Source organism: Phaeospirillum tilakii, assembly GCF_042683125.1.
GTDB lineage: Bacteria > Pseudomonadota > Alphaproteobacteria > Rhodospirillales > Magnetospirillaceae > Phaeospirillum > Phaeospirillum tilakii.
In genome coordinates this window covers 152,445-168,949 of sequence record NZ_JBHUIY010000003.1, presented here as the reverse complement: position 1 = coordinate 168,949, position 16,505 = coordinate 152,445, and the positions used below count along the sequence as shown (strand labels likewise).

Annotated in this window: 18 protein-coding genes; 4 read left to right on the top strand and 14 right to left on the bottom strand. The window is 73.0% G+C overall.

Annotated features, from left to right (window positions below):
* Positions 1-88 precede the first annotated feature (88 nt).
* The 4 genes from ACFSNB_RS02850 to ACFSNB_RS02835 are packed head-to-tail and all read left to right on the top strand — an operon-like array spanning position 89 to position 2,442.
* Positions 89-574, top strand: coding sequence for a Ros/MucR family transcriptional regulator (locus ACFSNB_RS02850; protein ID WP_377314320.1), 486 nt, complete (start codon positions 89-91; stop codon positions 572-574).
* 39 nt (positions 575-613) lie between these two features.
* The gene (locus ACFSNB_RS02845) at positions 614-1,312 is read left to right on the top strand and encodes a DUF7168 domain-containing protein (protein ID WP_377314318.1); all 699 of its coding nucleotides are present in this window, start codon (positions 614-616) and stop codon (positions 1,310-1,312) included.
* Complete coding sequence (gene ybaK / locus ACFSNB_RS02840; protein WP_377314316.1) at positions 1,309-1,785, top strand: Cys-tRNA(Pro) deacylase; 477 nt, start codon at positions 1,309-1,311, stop codon at positions 1,783-1,785. Before ACFSNB_RS02845 ends, ybaK begins: the two co-directional genes overlap by 4 nt.
* Before the next feature lie 33 nt (positions 1,786-1,818).
* Positions 1,819-2,442 carry a LysE family translocator gene (locus tag ACFSNB_RS02835; RefSeq protein WP_377314314.1) on the top strand — a complete coding sequence of 208 codons (624 nt, stop codon included), beginning with the start codon at positions 1,819-1,821 and terminating at the stop codon, positions 2,440-2,442.
* Positions 2,443-2,620: 178 nt separating this feature from the next.
* Here ACFSNB_RS02835 and ACFSNB_RS02830 read toward each other — a convergent pair whose 3' ends face one another.
* From ACFSNB_RS02830 to ACFSNB_RS02765, 14 genes are all read right to left on the bottom strand, one after another.
* On the bottom strand, positions 2,621-3,772 hold the full coding sequence (locus ACFSNB_RS02830) for an iron-containing alcohol dehydrogenase (protein ID WP_377314312.1): 1,152 nt from the start codon (positions 3,770-3,772) through the stop codon (positions 2,621-2,623).
* Positions 3,773-3,858: 86 nt separating this feature from the next.
* The gene (locus ACFSNB_RS02825; RefSeq protein WP_377314310.1) at positions 3,859-5,082 is read right to left on the bottom strand and encodes a beta-ketoacyl-ACP synthase; all 1,224 of its coding nucleotides are present in this window, start codon (positions 5,080-5,082) and stop codon (positions 3,859-3,861) included.
* Complete coding sequence (locus tag ACFSNB_RS02820; protein ID WP_377314308.1) at positions 5,082-5,819, bottom strand: 3-ketoacyl-ACP reductase FabG2; 738 nt, start codon at positions 5,817-5,819, stop codon at positions 5,082-5,084. The genes ACFSNB_RS02825 and ACFSNB_RS02820 overlap by 1 nt, the downstream gene beginning before the upstream one ends.
* Positions 5,816-6,280, bottom strand: coding sequence for a hotdog family protein (locus tag ACFSNB_RS02815; RefSeq protein WP_377314306.1), 465 nt, complete (start codon positions 6,278-6,280; stop codon positions 5,816-5,818). The genes ACFSNB_RS02820 and ACFSNB_RS02815 overlap by 4 nt, the downstream gene beginning before the upstream one ends.
* Entirely contained in the window at positions 6,277-7,458 is a 1,182-nt protein-coding gene (locus ACFSNB_RS02810; protein WP_377314304.1) for a beta-ketoacyl-ACP synthase, read from the bottom strand. Before ACFSNB_RS02810 ends, ACFSNB_RS02815 begins: the two co-directional genes overlap by 4 nt.
* Positions 7,455-7,982, bottom strand: coding sequence for a DUF3261 domain-containing protein (locus ACFSNB_RS02805; protein ID WP_377314379.1), 528 nt, complete (start codon positions 7,980-7,982; stop codon positions 7,455-7,457). The genes ACFSNB_RS02810 and ACFSNB_RS02805 overlap by 4 nt, the downstream gene beginning before the upstream one ends.
* A gap of 98 nt (positions 7,983-8,080) precedes the next feature.
* On the bottom strand, positions 8,081-10,375 hold the full coding sequence (locus tag ACFSNB_RS02800; protein WP_377314302.1) for an MMPL family transporter: 2,295 nt from the start codon (positions 10,373-10,375) through the stop codon (positions 8,081-8,083).
* Entirely contained in the window at positions 10,372-10,968 is a 597-nt protein-coding gene (locus ACFSNB_RS02795) for a LolA family protein (protein WP_377314300.1), read from the bottom strand. The genes ACFSNB_RS02800 and ACFSNB_RS02795 overlap by 4 nt, the downstream gene beginning before the upstream one ends.
* Before the next feature lie 134 nt (positions 10,969-11,102).
* Positions 11,103-11,513, bottom strand: a complete 411-nt coding sequence (locus ACFSNB_RS02790; RefSeq protein WP_377314298.1) for an acyl-CoA thioesterase — start codon at positions 11,511-11,513, stop codon at positions 11,103-11,105.
* Positions 11,510-13,174, bottom strand: a complete 1,665-nt coding sequence (locus tag ACFSNB_RS02785; RefSeq protein ID WP_377314296.1) for a glycosyltransferase family 2 protein — start codon at positions 13,172-13,174, stop codon at positions 11,510-11,512. The genes ACFSNB_RS02790 and ACFSNB_RS02785 overlap by 4 nt, the downstream gene beginning before the upstream one ends.
* Complete coding sequence (locus ACFSNB_RS02780; RefSeq protein WP_377314294.1) at positions 13,171-13,530, bottom strand: 3-hydroxyacyl-ACP dehydratase FabZ family protein; 360 nt, start codon at positions 13,528-13,530, stop codon at positions 13,171-13,173. The genes ACFSNB_RS02785 and ACFSNB_RS02780 overlap by 4 nt, the downstream gene beginning before the upstream one ends.
* Positions 13,523-14,839, bottom strand: a complete 1,317-nt coding sequence (locus ACFSNB_RS02775; protein WP_377314292.1) for an AMP-binding protein — start codon at positions 14,837-14,839, stop codon at positions 13,523-13,525. Before ACFSNB_RS02775 ends, ACFSNB_RS02780 begins: the two co-directional genes overlap by 8 nt.
* Entirely contained in the window at positions 14,836-15,618 is a 783-nt protein-coding gene (locus ACFSNB_RS02770) for a lysophospholipid acyltransferase family protein (RefSeq protein WP_377314290.1), read from the bottom strand. The genes ACFSNB_RS02775 and ACFSNB_RS02770 overlap by 4 nt, the downstream gene beginning before the upstream one ends.
* Positions 15,611-16,306, bottom strand: a complete 696-nt coding sequence (locus tag ACFSNB_RS02765) for a beta-ketoacyl synthase chain length factor (RefSeq protein WP_377314288.1) — start codon at positions 16,304-16,306, stop codon at positions 15,611-15,613. Before ACFSNB_RS02765 ends, ACFSNB_RS02770 begins: the two co-directional genes overlap by 8 nt.
* Between the last annotated feature and the right edge of the window lie 199 nt (positions 16,307-16,505).

Sequence of the window (16,505 nt, the reverse complement as noted above, 5' to 3'; positions counted from 1 at the left end):
CCGGGCCCGGCGAACTCTCCCTCGACCGGCCCGGGTGGCCCGGAGCCGGGGGGACGCCGTGTTCGCCTGAGTTGGGAGTCGCCGTTCGATGATTGACTTGACCGCGAAGATCGTGGCCGCATACCTGCGTAACCATCCGCTCGCCACCGCCGAGCTGCCCGAGCTGATCCGCACCGTCCATACCGCCCTGCAGCGGACCGAAACCCCCGCCCCCGAGCCGGCCGAACGGCAGCAGCCGATGGTGTCGGTGCGCAAGTCGGTCACTCCCGACGCGATCGTCTGTCTCGAATGCGGCAAGCCGCAGAAGATGCTGAAGCGCCACATTGCCACCGCCCACGGCCTGACCGTCGATCAGTACCGGGCCAAATGGTCGCTGCCGTCCGATTATCCGATGGTCGCCCCCTCCTATGCCGCCCACCGCTCCCAGCTCGCCAAGGCGATCGGCCTCGGCACCAGCCGCAAGCGCGACGCGGCGGTGGAAGCCCCGGCGACCGGCGAGGCGGCGGGCGAGGGCGAGGGTGAACCGGCGCCGCACCGCTATCCGGCCTCGCGCTGGTCGAAGCCGGTCGGCTGAGTCCGGGCCGGTCGGGGCAAAGGCGGAGAGGGCAGCAGGATGACCCCCGATCTCGACCGGCTGAAGGCCCGGATCCAGGCGCTGCGGGCCAAGACCACCGCCAACGGCTGCACCGAGGCCGAGGCGCTGGCGGCGGCGGCCAAGGTGGCGGAACTGCTCGACCGCCACGATCTGTCGGTCAGCGATCTCGACCTGCGCGAGACCGCCTGCGCCCGGCTCGAGATCGAGACCCGCCGCAAGCAGCGCCAGCCGATCTCGGCCTGCATTCCCGCCATCGCCGCCTATTGCGATTGCAAGGTGTGGCGGGAAAGCGACCCCGACGGCCAGATCCGTTACGTCTTCTTCGGCCTGCCCGCCAGCCTGGAACTGGCGCAATACGTCCATGACATCATCGCCACCGCGATGCAGACCGAATGGGAGCGCCACCGCCGCGACCAGCGGCTGATCCGCTATGGCCGCGACGAAAAGGGCTCGTTCCTGTTCGGGATGGCGGTGTCGGTGGCCGAGCGGCTGGCCGAAATGAAGCAGGAGCGCGACGAGGCCACCCGGATCGGCAGCGGCCGCGATCTGGTGGTGGTGCGTCAGGCGGTGGTCGAGGCCGAATTCGCCCGGCTCGACCTGACCCTGCGCCGGGGCCGCGCCTCGGGCAAGCGGGTCGCCGCCAACGCCTTCGCCGCCGGCCAGGAAGCCGGACGGACGCTGACGATCCGCCCCGGGGTAGGAAGGAGCAGGGCATGAGCAGGGCCACCCCCGCCACCGCCGCGATGCAGCGCGCCGGCAAACCGTTCGAACTGCTGTCCTACGAATACGATCCCGACGCCGCCTCGATCGGGCTGGCCGCCGCCGCCGCGCTCGGCCTGCCCGCCGCCCAGGTGTTCAAGACCCTGATGGTCACCGCCGGCGACGAGGCGCTGATCGCGGTGGTGCCGTCCGACCACGAACTCGACCTCAAGGCGCTGGCCCACGCCGCCGGCAAGAAGGCGATCCGGATGATGCCGGTGCCCGAGGCGGAACGGCTGTCCGGCTACAAGGTCGGCGGCATTTCGCCGCTCGGCCAAAAGAAACGCCTGCGCACCCTGTTCGACCAGAGCGCGCTCGACCATCTGTTCATCGTCGTCAATGGCGGTCAACGCGGTCTTCAGATCAAGGCGGCGCCCGCCGACCTGATCGCCGCCACCCAGGCGACGGTGGCGGTGATCGCCACTCGCTGAGCCCAGCCGCGACCGCCGGAGGATCCGCCGATTTTGGAGACTGAAATCACCCTGTTCCTGCGCGGACTGGCCATCGGCTTCGCGGTGGCGGCACCGATCGGACCGGTGGGCATCCTCTGTATCCGCAAGGCGCTGGCCGACGGCTACCTCGCCGCCTTCCTCGCCGGGCTGGGCGCGGCGCTGGCCGACACCCTGTTCGGCGCGGTGACGGTGCTGGGGATCGGCGCGGTGATCACCGCGCTCGAAGGCCATACCGAGGCGCTGAAGATCGTCGGCGGGCTGTTCATGATCGGCCTCGGCGTCCATTCCTGGCGCAGCGCGGCGGTGGCGGTCGATCCGGATTCCGAACGCGCCGGGCCGTGGCGCGATTTCGTCTCGGCCTTCTTCATCACCATCACCAATCCCGGCACCGCCCTCGGCGTGGTCGGCGTGTTCGCCGCCCTCGGCCCCTCCGGCCATGCCGACGGCTCGCTCCAGTCCGGCCTGCTGATCGGCGGGGTGTTCACCGGCTCGGCGCTGTGGTGGCTGACCCTCTCCGCCGCCGCCGCCGCCGCCCGCTCGCGCTTCACGCCCCACCGGATGAAGCTGCTCAATCACGGCTCGGGCGCCCTGCTGGTGGTGTTCGGCGCCGCCGCCCTCGGCAGCCTCGCCTTCTGAGGTCGTGGGCGCTGCCCACACCCGCCAAGGGCCGCAAGGCCCTTGGATCCCTTCACCTGGAGGGAGACGGCGACGATGTTCCATGTGAAACATTGCCGCCTCCCCCCGACGAAAAAGGCCCGGGTTCCAAGGGCCTTGCGGCCCTTGGCGGGTGCGGGCAGCGCCCGCGTTTTCCCTGTTACAGCGCGCGGCGAAGGATTTCGGCGACGGTATCGGGGCCGATATCCTGGCGTTCGCCCAGCGCGGTCAGGCCGTGGGCGGTCAGGCGTTCGGGGATGCGCTCGACCAGATCGGGGGCGAGGCCGGCGGCCGACAGCCGGGTGGCGACGCCAAGCGATTCGAAGAACGCCCGGGTGCGGGCGATCGCCTGATCGATCACGCTGTCGTCATCGCCGGACAGCCCCCACACCCGCTTTCCGAACTGGATCAGCTTGGCGCGCTTGGCCTCGCGGCGGACGTCGAGCAGGGCCGGCAACACGATCGCCAGGGTGCGGCCGTGATCGAGCCCGGTCAGCGCGGTGATTTCGTGGCCGATCAGGTGGGTGGCCCAGTCCTGCGGCACCCCGGCGCCGATCAGGCCGTTGAGGCCGAGGGTGGCGCACCACATCAGGCTGCCGCGCGGGCCGGGCGCGGTGGGGTCGGCCAGGGTCTTCGGCCCTTCCTCGATCAGGGTCAGCAGGATCCCCTCGGCGAGGCGGTCCTGCAACGGGGCCTCGGCCGGATAGGTCAAATACTGCTCAATGACATGGACGAAGGCATCGACGATGCCGTTGGCGACCTGCCGCTCGGGCAGGCTGAGGGTGCGGGCCGGGTCGAGCGCGGCGACGCGGGGGAAGACCTTCGGGGTCGAGAAGGCCAGCTTGTCCTGGGTGGCGGCGCGGCTGATCACGGCGAAGGCATTGGATTCCGAGCCGGTCGCCGGCAGGGTCAGCACCACCCCGAGCGGCACCGCCCGGGTGACGCGGGCCTGCCGGGCCAGGATGTCCCACGGCTCGCCCTCGAACGGGATCGCGGCGGCGATGAATTTGGTGCCGTCGATCACCGAGCCGCCGCCAACCGCCAGCAGGAAATCAACCCCGTCGCGGCGGGCCTGTTCGACCGCGCGCATCAGGGTCTCGTAGGTCGGGTTGGGCTCGATCCCGCCGAAACGGCTGATCCGGCGGCCGGGCAGGGCGGCCTCGACCTCGGCCAGGGTGCCGTTGCGTTCGGCACTGCCGCCGCCATAGGTGACCAGCACATGGGCGTCGGCCGGAATCTCCTTGCCCAGCTTGGCGATACAGCCGGCGCCGAACAGGATCTTGGTCGGATTGACATAGGCGAAATCGAGCATGGGGCCGTCCTCTGCGGGGGGAACAACAGGCCGGCGCCGTCCCCGGGGAACGGGGGCGGCACGCGGGCGAGGATGGTAGCGCCGCTTCACATCCGGCGGAAGACCAGCGCGCTGTTGACCCCGCCGAAGGCGAAATTGCTGGAGAGGAAATGCTCGGCCTCGATCCGCCGCGCCTCGCCCAGGATATGGTCGAGCCCGGCGCAACGCGGATCGACGTTGGTCAGATTGGCGGTGGGGCAGACCCAGCCCTCGCGCAGCATCTCGATCCCCAGCCAGGCCTCGATCGCGCCGCAGGCGCCGAGGCTGTGGCCGAAATGGCCCTTCAGCGAATGGATCGGCACGCCGTCCCCCAGCGCGGCGCGGGTGGCCTCGGCCTCGGCGATGTCGCCGCCCTCGGTGGCGGTGCCGTGGCCGCTGACGAAACCGATCGCCCCGGCCGGCAGGCCGGCATTTTCGAGCGCCAGCGTCAGCGCCCGGCCCATCGTCTCCGGCTGGGGCTGGGTGACGTGGTTGCCGTCGGCGTTGGTGGCGAAGCCGACCAGTTCAGCGAAGATCGTCGCCCCCCGGGCGCGCGCGTGCTCGTATTCCTCCAGCACCAGGGTGGCGGCGCCCTCGCCGATCACCAGCCCGTCGCGGTCGCGGTCGAACGGGCGCGGGGTCCGTTCGGGTTCATCGTTGCGGGTCGAGGTGGCGAACAGGGTGTCGAACACCGCCGCGTCGGTGACGTCGAGTTCCTCGGCGCCGCCGGCCAGCATCACGTCGGCGGCGCCGAGGCGAATGCTCTCGGCGGCGAAGCCGATCGCCTGACTGCCCGAGGTGCAGGCGTTGGAGGTCGGGATCATCCGCCCGGTCAGGCCGAAGAACAGGCCGAGATTGACCAGGGTGGTGTGGCCCATCATCCGGATGTAGGTGGTGGCGTTGAGCGCCTTCGAGCGGCCGTGCAGCTTCAGTTCGTAGAAGCCGAGCACCGCGTCGGGGCTGCCGAACGACGAGCCGTAGGCGGCGCCGACCCGGCCCGAGCGCAGCAGCGGATCGTCGAGCAGGCCGGCCGCCGCCAGCGCCCGTTCGCTCGCCGCCACCGCCAATTGCGCCACCCGGCCCATGGTGCGGGTCTTCTTGCGCGGCCAGGAATCGGGGATCGTGAAATGCGCGACCGGGGCGGCAAGGCGGGTGTTGAGGCCGTCGAAGCGGTCCCAGTCGGCCATCCGCCGGATCGCGGTGCGGCCGGCGGCGAGGTTGGCCCGCACCGTCGCCCAATCGTCGCCCAAAGCGGTGATGCCGCCCATCCCGGTGACCACCACCCGCCGCATCAGATCATCCCTCCGTTGACCGCGATCACCTGCCGGGTCAGGTAGGAGGCCTGATCGGAGCAGAGGAACGCCACCACCGAAGCCACCTCCTCCGGCCGGCCCAGGCGGCGCATCGGCACCAGTTTGGCGATCTCGTCCTTGGGCAGATCGGCGGTCATCGCGGTCTCGACGATGCCGGGGGCGACGCAATTGACGGTAATCGAGCGTTTGGCCAGTTCCAGCGCCAGCGCCTTGGTGGCACCGATCAGCCCGGCCTTGGCCGCCGAGTAATTGACCTGACCGCGATTGCCGACCTGACCCGACACCGAGGACAGGGTGACGATCCTCCCGCCGCGCCGGGCCTGGACCATCGGCATCACCAGCGGATGCAGCACGGCGTAGAAGCCGTCGAGATCGGTGTCGATCACGCTGTCCCAGTCGAATTCGGTCATCGCCGGGAAGGCGGCGTCGCGGGCGATGCCGGCATTCAGCACCACCCCCCACGGCGCGCCGCGCGCCGCCACCATCTCCTCCAGCACGGCGCGGGTGCCGGCCCGGTCGGCCAGATCGAAGCCGAGCACGAAGGCGGCGCCGCCCGCCGCCATCACCGCCGCCGCCGTCGCCTCGGCCCCGGCGCGGTCGCGGTGGTAATGCACCCCGACGGTGAAGCCGTCGGCCGCCAGCCGGAGCGCGATCGCCCGGCCGATTCCCTTGCTCGCCCCGGTGACCAGAATGGTGCGGGCGCTGTCGTCGGTCATGGTGTTCCCCTCATCATCGTCGCGATCGCCGCCGGATCCTCGGGCTGGTACAGGGTCAGCCGCGCGGTGGCGACCACCGCCCCGTCGCGCTCGATCCGGCAGTCGTAAACCCCCATCCCCGCCTCGTTCATCGCCTGCGCGACCACGATCTCCAGCCGGTCGCCGACGGCGAAGCCGGCCGGATCGGCGCGGAAATCGCGGCTGCCGAGCAGGAAGCCCAGCCGCACCGCCTCGCCCCGCGCGCGCGCCAGCGCGCCGACATGGGCGCCGCAGCCCTGGGCCATCAGTTCGAGCCCGACATGGGCGCCGACCCGGCCGGCGCGGGCGAAGGGATGGTCGGGGCCGAGGACCGCTTCGCTGCGGGCGGTGGTGGCGTCATGGCCGAGCAGCCGGTCGAGCAGCCGCAGCGGCGGGGCGTGCGGCAGCAGCTCGGCGATCGGCCAGGGCTCGTTGACGCTCATCGTCCCTCTCCCAGGATCAGGGCGCAGTTGCTGCCGCCGAAGGCGAAGGAACTGCTCATCACCGCCGCGCCGGCGGCCAGGGTGCGGCCCGGCCCGACCAGATCGAGCGGCGGGATGTCGGGGTCGGCGGCGCCGTCCCAGCGATGGAGCGGCAGAAGGCGGCCGGGATTCCAGTCGGGATGGAGGGTCAGCCAGGCCAGCCCGGCCTCGATCGCCCCGGCGGCGCCGAGGGTGTGGCCGGTCAGCCCCTTGGTCGAGCCGCAGGGCGGCGGCGGATCGAACAGGGTGGCGACCGCCCGTCCCTCCATCGCGTCGTTGAGCCGGGTGGCGGTGCCGTGCAGGTTGAGATAGCCGATCGCCGCCGGGTCGAGCCCGGCATCGTCGAGCGCCCGGCGCATCGCCAGCGCCGCGCCGCGCCCGCTCGGGTCGGGGGCGCTGACATGGTAAGCGTCCGAGCTTTCGCCGATCCCCAGCAGGGCGACCGGCGCCGGATCCGGCCCGAGCAGGAACAGCGCCCCGCCCTCGCCGATGGTGATGCCGTCGCGGTCGCGGCTGAACGGCCGGCACGCGGTCGCCGAAACCGCTTCCAGCGCCGAGAAGCCGGCGATGGTCATCGCGCACAGGGTGTCGGCGCCGCCGACCAGCGCGGCGTCGGCCAGCCCGAGCCGGATCAGCCGGCGGGCGGCGGCAAAGGCCTTGCCCCCCGACGAACAGGCGGTCGCCACCGCCAGCGCCGGCCCCGCCAGCCCCAGCCCGCGCGCCAGCATCTCGGCGCCGCTGCCCAGTTCCTGCTGGCGGTAATGATAGCCGGCCGGCCAACGTCCCTCCGCCAGATAGGCCGCCAGCGCCGCCTCGCCCTCGGCGATGCCGCCGGTGCTGGTGCCGATCACCACCGCGACGCGGTCGGGTCCGAACCGCGCCGCCGCCCCGGTCAGCGCCGGCAGGATCTGGCCGGCGAGCTGCCACAGCAGCCGGTTGTTGCGGCAGTCGAACCCGGCCAGCGCCGCCGGCAGCGGTGGCAGCGGCGCGGGCAGGGCGCCGACCAGGGTGCGCCCGCCCGGCCAGGGGGTGAAGCGTCCGGGCGGAGCGTCAGCCAACAAGGCGGCGAGATGGGCAGCCCGGTCGAGGCCGAGACAGGAGGCGAGGGCGAGGTCGGACAGGTAAAGCGGCGCGGTCATGGCGCGACCCGGTGCGACTGAACGCTCAGACGGTAATGCCAGAGGCGATGATCGAGGCTGGCATCGCCCTCCCACGGATCGGGACCGCGCCGCACCACCACCAGATCCTGGCCGTCGCGGCGCAGGATGCGGGTGTCGCCCTCCTCGACCAGGTCGGCCCCGGCGAGGGCGTCGCGCACCAATCCGGCCGGCCAGAACAGCAGCATCAGATCGGCCAGCACGTTGGCCGGCGGCAGTTCGTCCGGCACCCAGGGCGCCCGCTCGCTCTCCAGCCGGCCGTCATGCCAGTCGAGCCGCATCGCCCGCCGCCCCATCGGATCGGTGCCGACCAGCAGCAGCCGCCCCGGCCCGGCCGACAACCGGGCCTCCAGCAGGAAGGTATCGTCGCCGTGATCGGCGGCGACCAGTTGCACCACCTCGACCGGCGCGCCCCGCCCGGCGGCGGAAAGCGCCAGGGTGACCCCGGGCGCCACCGTCGCCACCGTTGGCGGCGGCGCCTCGGCACAGGCCGACAACAGCAACACCAAAACCAACAGCGGGCCCTTGGATCCCTTGAATCGAAGCAGGTCCAGGAGCCGCTGGCTCCTGGCGGGTGCGGGCAGAGCCCGCGTCTTTCTTTCCCTCATGGTGGGGATCTCCGGGCGGCGGCAGGGGCGGCGAGCACGGCCAAGGCGAGGCCGAGCAGCATGGTCGCGCCGAAGCCGCGCAGGCCGGCGACGGCGCTGAACACCAGCAGGCCGAACGAGAGTTGGGTGGTCAACGCGGCAAGCAGGGTGGCAAGCTGGGTCGCGTCGTCGCCGGCGGGGCCGGCCTCGGCGCAGAACACGCTGTAATCGACCCCGACCGCCAGGGTCAACACCAGCGCCATCGCCGCGAAGAAGCTGAACGGCACCCCGGCCAGCGCCAGCAGCGGCGGGGTCAGCACCACCGCCAGCAGCGGCGGCGCCAGCACCCGCAGCGCGCCGCGCCAGCGATAGCGCAGCGCCAGCAGCGGCACCATCAGCAGCGCCGACAGCGCCAGCAACCCGACCGCGCGGTCGCGATAGGTGGCGAGCAGGGCCGACAGATCGGCCGTGGGGTCGAGCAGCCGCACCCCGTCGAGCCCGTCGATCGCACCGCGCAGCGCCGCCGGATCGAACGGCGGGTCGAGCAGCACCAGATGCAGGCCGGGGGCGATCGTCAGCAGATCGAGCAGCGGGATCGCCCCGGTCGCCCGCACCGCCTCGGGGGTCAAGGGCGGGGCCGGCGGCACCGGCGGCAGGTCGGGCAGGCCGATGGTGGCGCGGTAGGCGGCGAGATGGGGAGCATAAAGCGCCCGCTCAAGCAGGGCGGCATTGTCGGCCTGCCGCGCCGCCGAAGGGACGAAGCCGGCCGGGCCGTGCCAGCCGCCGAGCTGGCCGGCCTCCCGCAACGGGGCGAGGCGCTCGGCCAAGGCTTCCTCGCGCCGCAGCGCGGTTTCGCTGTCGGCGGCGGTCACCACCAGCGCCTGCCCGCCGAGGGACAGGCCGGTCAGCCGCACCAGCTCGGCCTGTTCCGCCTTGAGCGCCGGATCGAGTGCCTGCTGACGGCGGATGTCGTCGTCGCATTCCAGCCGGGTCGCCCCCAGCCCGGCCGCCAGCAGCAGCAGAGCCAGGATCCCCCGGCGCAGACGCACTTGTGCCGGATCGGCGCCCAGCCGCCACAGCGCGCGGCAGGGGCGGGCCAGCGCCGCCGGCAGCGGTCGGGCCGGGCTGCGGTCGAGCAGCGGGAACCACAGCGCCATCGCCAGGAAGGCGGCAACCAGACCGACAGCGGAAAACAGCGCCACCTGCCGCAGCCCCGGCAGCGGCGCCAGCGCCAGCGCGGCATAGCCGATCAGGCTGGTCAGCAGCCCGAGCAAGGCGCCGACCCACACCCGGGCCAGCCTTTGGCGCGGGGTACAGGGTCCGGCGAAGATCTGGGCGAAATAGATCAGGGCGTAATCGACCCCGACCCCGATCAGGCTGCCGCCGAAGGCCAGGGCGGCGACATGGATCGCGCCGAACGCCGCCACCGTCGCCGCCACCGCCACCGCCATCGCCGCCGCCACCGCGCCCAGGCTGAGCAGCACCGGGCCAGCGCGGCGGAACACCGCCCCCAGCAGCAGGATCGTGCCCAGTCCGGACAACAGGCCGATCAGGCTGCCCTCGTCCATCCCCTGGCGGCCGGCGGCCTCGGCATAGAACACCGCGCCGAGCCGCAGCAGCCGCAGCTCGGGAAATTCGGCCCGCGCCGCGTCGACCACCGCTTGGGTGGCGGCGACGAAGCGGCGCTGATCCGCCATCGCCTGGGGATTGCCGCCGACCCGGCCGCTCAGCAGCACCCAGGTCTGCCCGTCCTGATGCACCGTCGGCCAGCCCTCTTCGAGGGCAAGCCGGCTGGCCGGCAGCGGCAGCGACGACAGGAAGGCGGGAAACAGCAGGAACGGATCCTGGGCCAGCAGGCGGGCATCGGCCAGACCGCCCACCCCGAACAGTTGGGCCAGGGCGCGCTCGACCAGGGCGCCGCCCTGGCCGGCGGCAAGGCGCTGGCGGTCGGGCTCGGCCAGCAGCCCGGCGCGATGGGGAAAACAGGTGGCGGCCAGCCGGCGCAGCGCCTCGGCATCGGGCACGTCGCGGCCGGGGACGAAAACACCGCCGACCGCCAGTCCGTCGCGCAGCCGGGCGGCGCCAGCGCGGGTGCGCTCGGGCGTGTCGGCGCCGACCAGCAGCACCACCCGCCCGGCCAGATCCTGGTTGATCCGGCTGGTGGCGGCGGCCAGCGCCGGATCCTGCTGCCCGGCCGGCAGCAGCGCGGTCAGGTCGGTCGCCAGCGTCACCCCGTGCCAGCCCAGCCAGCCGGCGGCGGCCAGCACCAGCCCGAGCCAGACCAGCGCCGCGATCCGTCGCAGCCGGCTCATCGGCGGTTGGCGCGGTCGAGCGCCTGCCGGTCCTCGTCCGGCGGCGGACCGGGCTCGATCCGCTGGGCGGTAAACACCAGCCGGTCGCTGTCGCCGCCAGGACGGGAAATGGTGACGCTTTCGACGAAGCGGCCGATTTCGGCCTCGATCGCGCTGACCGGCAGGCCGCCAACCGGGGCGTCGGCGCGCGGCACCAGCCGGATCGTGCTGGTGGCGCCATGCGGCACGCGGGTGACGGTGAAGGACCGCTCCAGCGGCTGCCAGTCGCCCTGCATCGCCGCCGACAGGAGGTCGTGCAGCGGGCCGAGGAACGGCAGCTTCGCCGCCGACAGGTGCATCGTCTCATGCCCGTCGAGGCTCTGGGTCAGGCCGCCCGGGGCGATCACGCTGACCAGCCGGAACGGCGTCTCGCCCCGCCACACCAGCCCCTGGCCCGGCGCCAGCAGGAAGCGACCCTCGGAATGAAGCGGGCGGGGAAACCCGGTCAGGCTGCGGTCCAGGCTGAAGCCGCCGCGCAGAATCTCGCCGGGAGCCAGCCGGGCCGGTTCTTCCGCCTGGGCCGTGGCGGCAAACAGGCATAAGACGGCCAGCAAAAAGCGGGCTCCCGCGCGCGCGCTTCGCGCGCAATCAAACCAGTTGCGCGGGCTCCGCCCGCGGGCCCGGCCGGGGCGAGGCCCCGGACCCCCTTTTTTTCGAAAACAAAGGGGGGTTGGGGCGGCAGCCCCCCTCATGCCAGCACCGCCCGCACCCGTTCGAGCAGCACCGCCGGCGATTCGAGGCACAGCTCCCGCGTCGCCGCCACCACCGCGAGCTGGGTGGTCTCGGCCTTGGTCAGCACCTCGCCGCTGGCGGCATCGAGGATGCGATAGGCGATGCGCAGGCGATTCTCGTATTCGGTCAGGGTGGCGATCACCCGCAGCGCCTGACCGAAGCGGGCCGGGCGGACATATTTCAGCCGCAGATCGACGATCGGCCACAGGTAGCCGGATTCCTCCATCCGGGGATAGGAATAATCGAGCCGGTCGAGCAGGGCGCAGCGCGCCTCCTCCAGATAGCGGACGTAATTGCCGTGCCACACCACCTGCATCGGATCGAGATCGTAAAACGGCACCGTGATGCCCACCTCGGCCGAAATCACCCCTTGGTCTCCTCCACCGCCCAGAAATCATAGAAATTGTACCATTGCTCCGGCGCGGCGCGGCATTCCGCCTCCAGCCGCGCGGCATAGGCGGCGATCAGGCCGTCGAGCGCGGCGGCGCGGCCGGCGCGCGGCAGCTCGATCCGTTCCGCCATCCTCTCCACCCTCAGCCGCCAGCGGCCGGGGGCGATCCGGCGGCAGAACAGCAGATGGACCGGGCAGCCGAGCAGCGCCGCCAGCAGCCACGGCCCGTGCGGGAAGGCGGCCGGCGCCCCCAGGAACGGCGCCCGGCCGACCCGGCCGCGCGAGGCGACCGGGACGCGGTCGCCAGCAATCGCGATCCATTCGCCGTGCTCGATCCGCTGTTGCAGGGCGATCACCGTGTCGGGACCGAAATCAGCCACCTCGATCAGCCGCGCCGCCGCCGCCGGAGCGAAGCGGGCCAGCACCCGGTTGAAATTCTCGGCATGGCGGGTGTGGACCAGCACGGTCAGACGGTCGCGCCAGACCGGATCGGCCAAAGCGCGGGCCAGTTCGGCATTGCCGTGATGCGACACCACCAGCACCGCCCCGCGCGGATCGGCCGTCAGCGCCGCCAGCCCGGCGGGATCGGCCGGCTCCAGCGCGGCCGGCGGCAGCATCCCGGCCCAGGCGGCGACGGTGTCGAGGGCGCGGCCGGCGAAATCGGCCATCAGCCGCAGCGGGGCGAACGGACCGGCCGGACCGGCCCCGACCCGGGCGAGATAGGCGCGGGCGGCGGCGCGTTGGGTCCGGCCGGTGAGGAAGAAATAGGCCAGCGCCGGCGCCAGCAGGGCCAGGGTGGCGCGGTGGCCGAGATGGCGCAATTGCCACGCGGTGAGGGCCAGCCCCCAGCCGGCGCCGCGCTCGGCCAGCGCCGCCCAGTGACGCGGCGGCTCCAGAAGGGGCGGGCGGTGGGCCAGCACCGAGGGCAGCCGCAGCAGCAAGGTGGTCACCAGCCGGGTGTGCATCGCGCTGATGCGCAGATTGTCGCGCCAGGGATCGAAATTCGAGCTGTTGCCGGGCGGATAGGTCACCGCCACCGGCACCATCAGCGGCGGGGTGCCGCGCCAGAACAGCCGCACCATGATCTCGGTGTCGAACTGCATCCGCGTCCCGACCCGCTCTTCCGCCAGCAGGGCCAGGGTCGGCGCCAGCGGATAGACCCGGAACCCGCACATGCTGTCGGTGATGCGGAAGGACAGCGTCTCGACGAACACCCACAGATGGGTGATCCAGCGGCCGATCCGCCGCGCCCGGGGAATGGTCGCGTCATAGACCGGGCGGCCGCTGACCAGGGCGGCGGGGTGGGCGCGGGCGGCGGCGAGCAAGGCGGGCAGGGCGGCGAGGTCGTGCTGGCCGTCGGCATCGATCTGCACCACATGGCTGTAGCCGGCGGCGGCGGCGTGGTCGAAGGCGGCGATCACCGCCGCCCCCTTGCCCCGGTTGACGGCGAAGCGCAGCACGCTGACCCCGCCGGCCGGATCGTGCAGCCGGGCGATCGCCGCCGCCGCTTCGGCGGCGCTGCCGTCATCGACGATCAGCACCGGCAGGCCGTGGCCGCGCAGGGCGGCGACCAAGGCGGGCAGGGCGCGGTCATGATCGTGGCTGGGAATCGCCACGCAGGGACGGAAGTCGGTCATGACGCCAGCGCGATCCGGCCGCTGGCGCAGATTTCGCCGTCGCGACGGTATTCGAATCCCAGCCGGCCCCGCTCGGGGCGATGGTCGAGGATCAGGGTCAGCCGGTCGCCGGGGCGGATCGGCGCCTTGAACTTGACCTGCAACCCGGCGGCGGCCAGCGGGCCGAGCCCGAATTCGCGCGCCGCCAGCTCCAGCGCCCAATCGATCTGCACCACCCCGGGCAGGATCGGACAACCGGGGAAATGGCCGGCGAACCAGCCGGCGGCGGGGGCGAGATCAAGGTCGAGGACCAGACCGGCCTCGGCACGGGTCCGGCCGGCGATCGCCGGCAGGCAACGCGGGGGGATATCAGGCATCGGCAGACCCGGAGGGAAACAGCGCCATCACGGCGGCATTGGTGCGCTTGCCGAGGGCGTTGACCGGCAGGCTGGGGACAAAGCGCCAGCGGCGCGGCCGCGCCGCCGGTTCCAGCCGCTCGGCCAGCCGGTTGCGCAGGGCGCGGCCGAGCCGGAAGGCGCCGTCATCGGCCAGACGCAGCCGACCCGGCTCGCTCAGCACCACGGCGGCGGCGAGGGTGGTGCCGCCCTCGGGCAGCACCACCACCGCCGCCTCGTCGATTTCCGGCAGGGCGGCCAGCGCCGCCTCGACCCCGGCCAGACCGACCCGGGCGCCCTCGATCTTGACCACCCGGTCGGCGCGGCCGAGCAGATGGAAGCCGCCGGCCAAAGCGGGCACGATCCGGTCGGCCCCGCGCGCCTGCCCGTCGAGCCACGGCGCCGTCACCAGCAGCAGGCCGTCGCGGTCATGGTCGATCTCGGCCCCGGGCAGCGGCAGCCACGCCATGGTGCCGCCGCCGGGACGGTGGGCGATCGCCCCGGTCTCGGTGCTGCCGAGGATCTCGCTGACGGCGCGGCCGAACAGGCGGGCGGCGGCCGAGGCGGCGGCGGTCGGCAGCGGCGCCCCGGCCGACAGGATCAGGTCCGGCCGCCGCGCCGAGGCGAGCCCGTCGAGCCGGGCGAGATGGGCCGGGCCGCTGACCAGCACGTCGCCGTCATGCAGCTCGGCCAGCAGCGGTTCCCACAGCGGATAGGAGCGGGCGGCGAACGGCCGCCCGGCCAGCAGCGGCCACAGCAGCTTGAAGATCAGGCCGTAGGCATGGTGATGCGGCACGGTGGCGCGGTGGCAGCCGGGGCCGAGCGGGCCGGCGAGGGCGGCCACCGCCGCCACCTCGGCCTCCAGCCGGGCGAGGCTGCGCCCGATCCGCTTCGGCTGCCCGGTGCTGCCCGAGGTCAGGAAGGTCACCGTCGCCCGGGCCGGATCGAATCCGGCCGGCGGAGCGGCGGCCGCGCCGGTCAGGATCGGCTCGCCGCCATCGCCGAGCAGACGGTCCCAATGCGGCGCGAGGCTTTCAATCAGCGCCGGCGCGCCCGGCGGCAGCAGCAGCACCGGGCAAGAGGCGGCGGCGGCGGCCAGCAGCCCGACACAGAAGGCATAGCCGTCCTCGCTGCGCAGGGCGACCCGCTCACCGTCCAGCCGGGCCGCCAGCGCGCCGACATCGCCGCGCAGCCGGTCCCAGGTCAGCGCCTCGCCGTCGCGCCACGCCACCACGGCATGGCCCGGCCGTGCCGTGCCAGCCAGCAGGGCGGCGAGCGGAGCCGGAATCATCGCCCCGACTCCGGGGCGGCGAGGCGGGCGGCGAACAGCGCCTCGAGATAAGTGGTCAGCCGCCGCGCCGCCACCGGCCGGCGCGGCTCCGCCAGGAACCGCTCGATCGTGATCCGCTCGTCCACCTCGAGCCGGAAGCGGGTGCGCCGCTCCGGCACCCGCCACCAGGTCTGGCCCTTGCTCAGCAGCGGCGGATCGGCCCGCAGCGTGATCACCTGAAGATCGCACGGCGCCAGCGTCGCCAGATGGGCGAAGCCGCGTTGCAGGCGGGGCAGAGTGCCGGGCGGGGTGCGGGTGCCCTCGGGGAACAGGATCAGGCAGCCGCCGTCGCGCAGCACACCGAGGCAGGATTCGACCAGTTGCTCGGGCGGCAGGTCGTTGCGCAGATACCCGGCGCCCTCGACGGTGAAACGGAAGAACGGGTTCGACCATAGCCCGCCCTTGACCACGCATTGCACCCGGGGCACCGCCGCCATGATCATCACCACGTCGAGCAGCGAAGGATGGTTGGCAACGATCAGGGTGCCGGACAGGTCGCCCAGCCGTTCGATCCCGGCGAATTCGACGTCGGCGATGCCCAGCCGGTCGATCGCCCGGCAATAAAGCCGGAACAGACGGTGCAGCACCCCCTGGATCCGCCGCCGCCGCGCCGCCGGGTCGCGGCTGAGCCAACCGATCAGCGGAAACAGGGTCAAGGCCAGCAGGGTGCCGCCCAGGCCGATGATCGCCAGGAACAGGCCGACGCCGATCGCGCGCCACCAGCGCCGGGGATCAGCCATCGTCGCCTCCCCCGTCCGGGCCAGAATCGCCGCGGCGCCAGCGCCAGCCGAAGCGCGGCCCGGCCGCCTCGGCCGCCGCCGCGCCGCGCAGCACCCGGGCGCAGCTTTCCGCCAGCCCGTCATCGCCCGTGCCGCCCGGATCAAGCGCCAACTCCAGCCCGATCCCGGCACTGGACCCGGGCGGGGCCAGCCTTAGCGCCAGCGCGAGTTCGGGCCGGTCGGGCGCGGCGACCGGGCGGTAAAGCTCGGGCAGCGGCGCGTCGAAATGGAGCAGGATCGCCCCGGCCCGGTCCTCGGCCGCGCAGCCGGCGGCCTCGATCAGACCGAAGCCGAAGCTTTCCGGCCCGGCCGACACGGCGGTGTGGCCGCCGTCGCCACCGGTGACGATCGACAGCAGCCCGGCCAGGGCGTGATGGACCGACAGACTGAAATCGGCCGGCGACACCGTGCCCTCGGCGGCCAACTGGCCGAGCAGGTCGAAGGTGCGCTGATATTCGCCATGGCGCGACGACAGCACCAGCCGGGGCATCGGTCCCTCGGGCAGCACCGCCCAGGCCGCCTCGAGCGCCCGCCGGCCGATCGGGGTGATCCGCCGCCGCAACGGCGTCGGCAACGGCCGGGCCGGCGCGATCGCACCGCCCTGTTCCAGCGCCTCGGCGCCGGCAAACCAGCCGGCCCAGGCCTCCACCCGAAACCGCAGCCTTCTGGCCGCCTTGGTTCGGTTCGCTCGCGCTCCCGACACCTTTGGGTTCTCCCCGTCGTCCTTCAACTCAAAAAGGTAGCATGACCTCCGAACGCGCAAAAGAGGGGGAGACCCGAGGCGCGGCGTCGAAAAAGATCAGGGAAGGGGATCCAAGGGCCTGCGGCCCTTGGCGGGTGTGGGCGGA

Coding starts and splice junctions, on each gene's coding strand:
- ACFSNB_RS02815 (WP_377314306.1), bottom strand. CDS start 6,280: ATGAGCGTCAACGAGCCCTGGCCGATCGCCGAGCTGCTGCCGCACGCC.
- ybaK (WP_377314316.1), top strand. CDS start 1,309: ATGAGCAGGGCCACCCCCGCCACCGCCGCGATGCAGCGCGCCGGCAAA.
- ACFSNB_RS02770 (WP_377314290.1), bottom strand. CDS start 15,618: ATGGCTGATCCCCGGCGCTGGTGGCGCGCGATCGGCGTCGGCCTGTTC.
- ACFSNB_RS02780 (WP_377314294.1), bottom strand. CDS start 13,530: ATGCCTGATATCCCCCCGCGTTGCCTGCCGGCGATCGCCGGCCGGACC.
- ACFSNB_RS02850 (WP_377314320.1), top strand. CDS start 89: ATGATTGACTTGACCGCGAAGATCGTGGCCGCATACCTGCGTAACCAT.
- ACFSNB_RS02810 (WP_377314304.1), bottom strand. CDS start 7,458: ATGACCGCGCCGCTTTACCTGTCCGACCTCGCCCTCGCCTCCTGTCTC.
- ACFSNB_RS02820 (WP_377314308.1), bottom strand. CDS start 5,819: ATGACCGACGACAGCGCCCGCACCATTCTGGTCACCGGGGCGAGCAAG.
- ACFSNB_RS02825 (WP_377314310.1), bottom strand. CDS start 5,082: ATGCGGCGGGTGGTGGTCACCGGGATGGGCGGCATCACCGCTTTGGGC.
- ACFSNB_RS02775 (WP_377314292.1), bottom strand. CDS start 14,839: ATGATTCCGGCTCCGCTCGCCGCCCTGCTGGCTGGCACGGCACGGCCG.
- ACFSNB_RS02845 (WP_377314318.1), top strand. CDS start 614: ATGACCCCCGATCTCGACCGGCTGAAGGCCCGGATCCAGGCGCTGCGG.
- ACFSNB_RS02785 (WP_377314296.1), bottom strand. CDS start 13,174: ATGACCGACTTCCGTCCCTGCGTGGCGATTCCCAGCCACGATCATGAC.
- ACFSNB_RS02830 (WP_377314312.1), bottom strand. CDS start 3,772: ATGCTCGATTTCGCCTATGTCAATCCGACCAAGATCCTGTTCGGCGCC.
- ACFSNB_RS02800 (WP_377314302.1), bottom strand. CDS start 10,375: ATGAGCCGGCTGCGACGGATCGCGGCGCTGGTCTGGCTCGGGCTGGTG.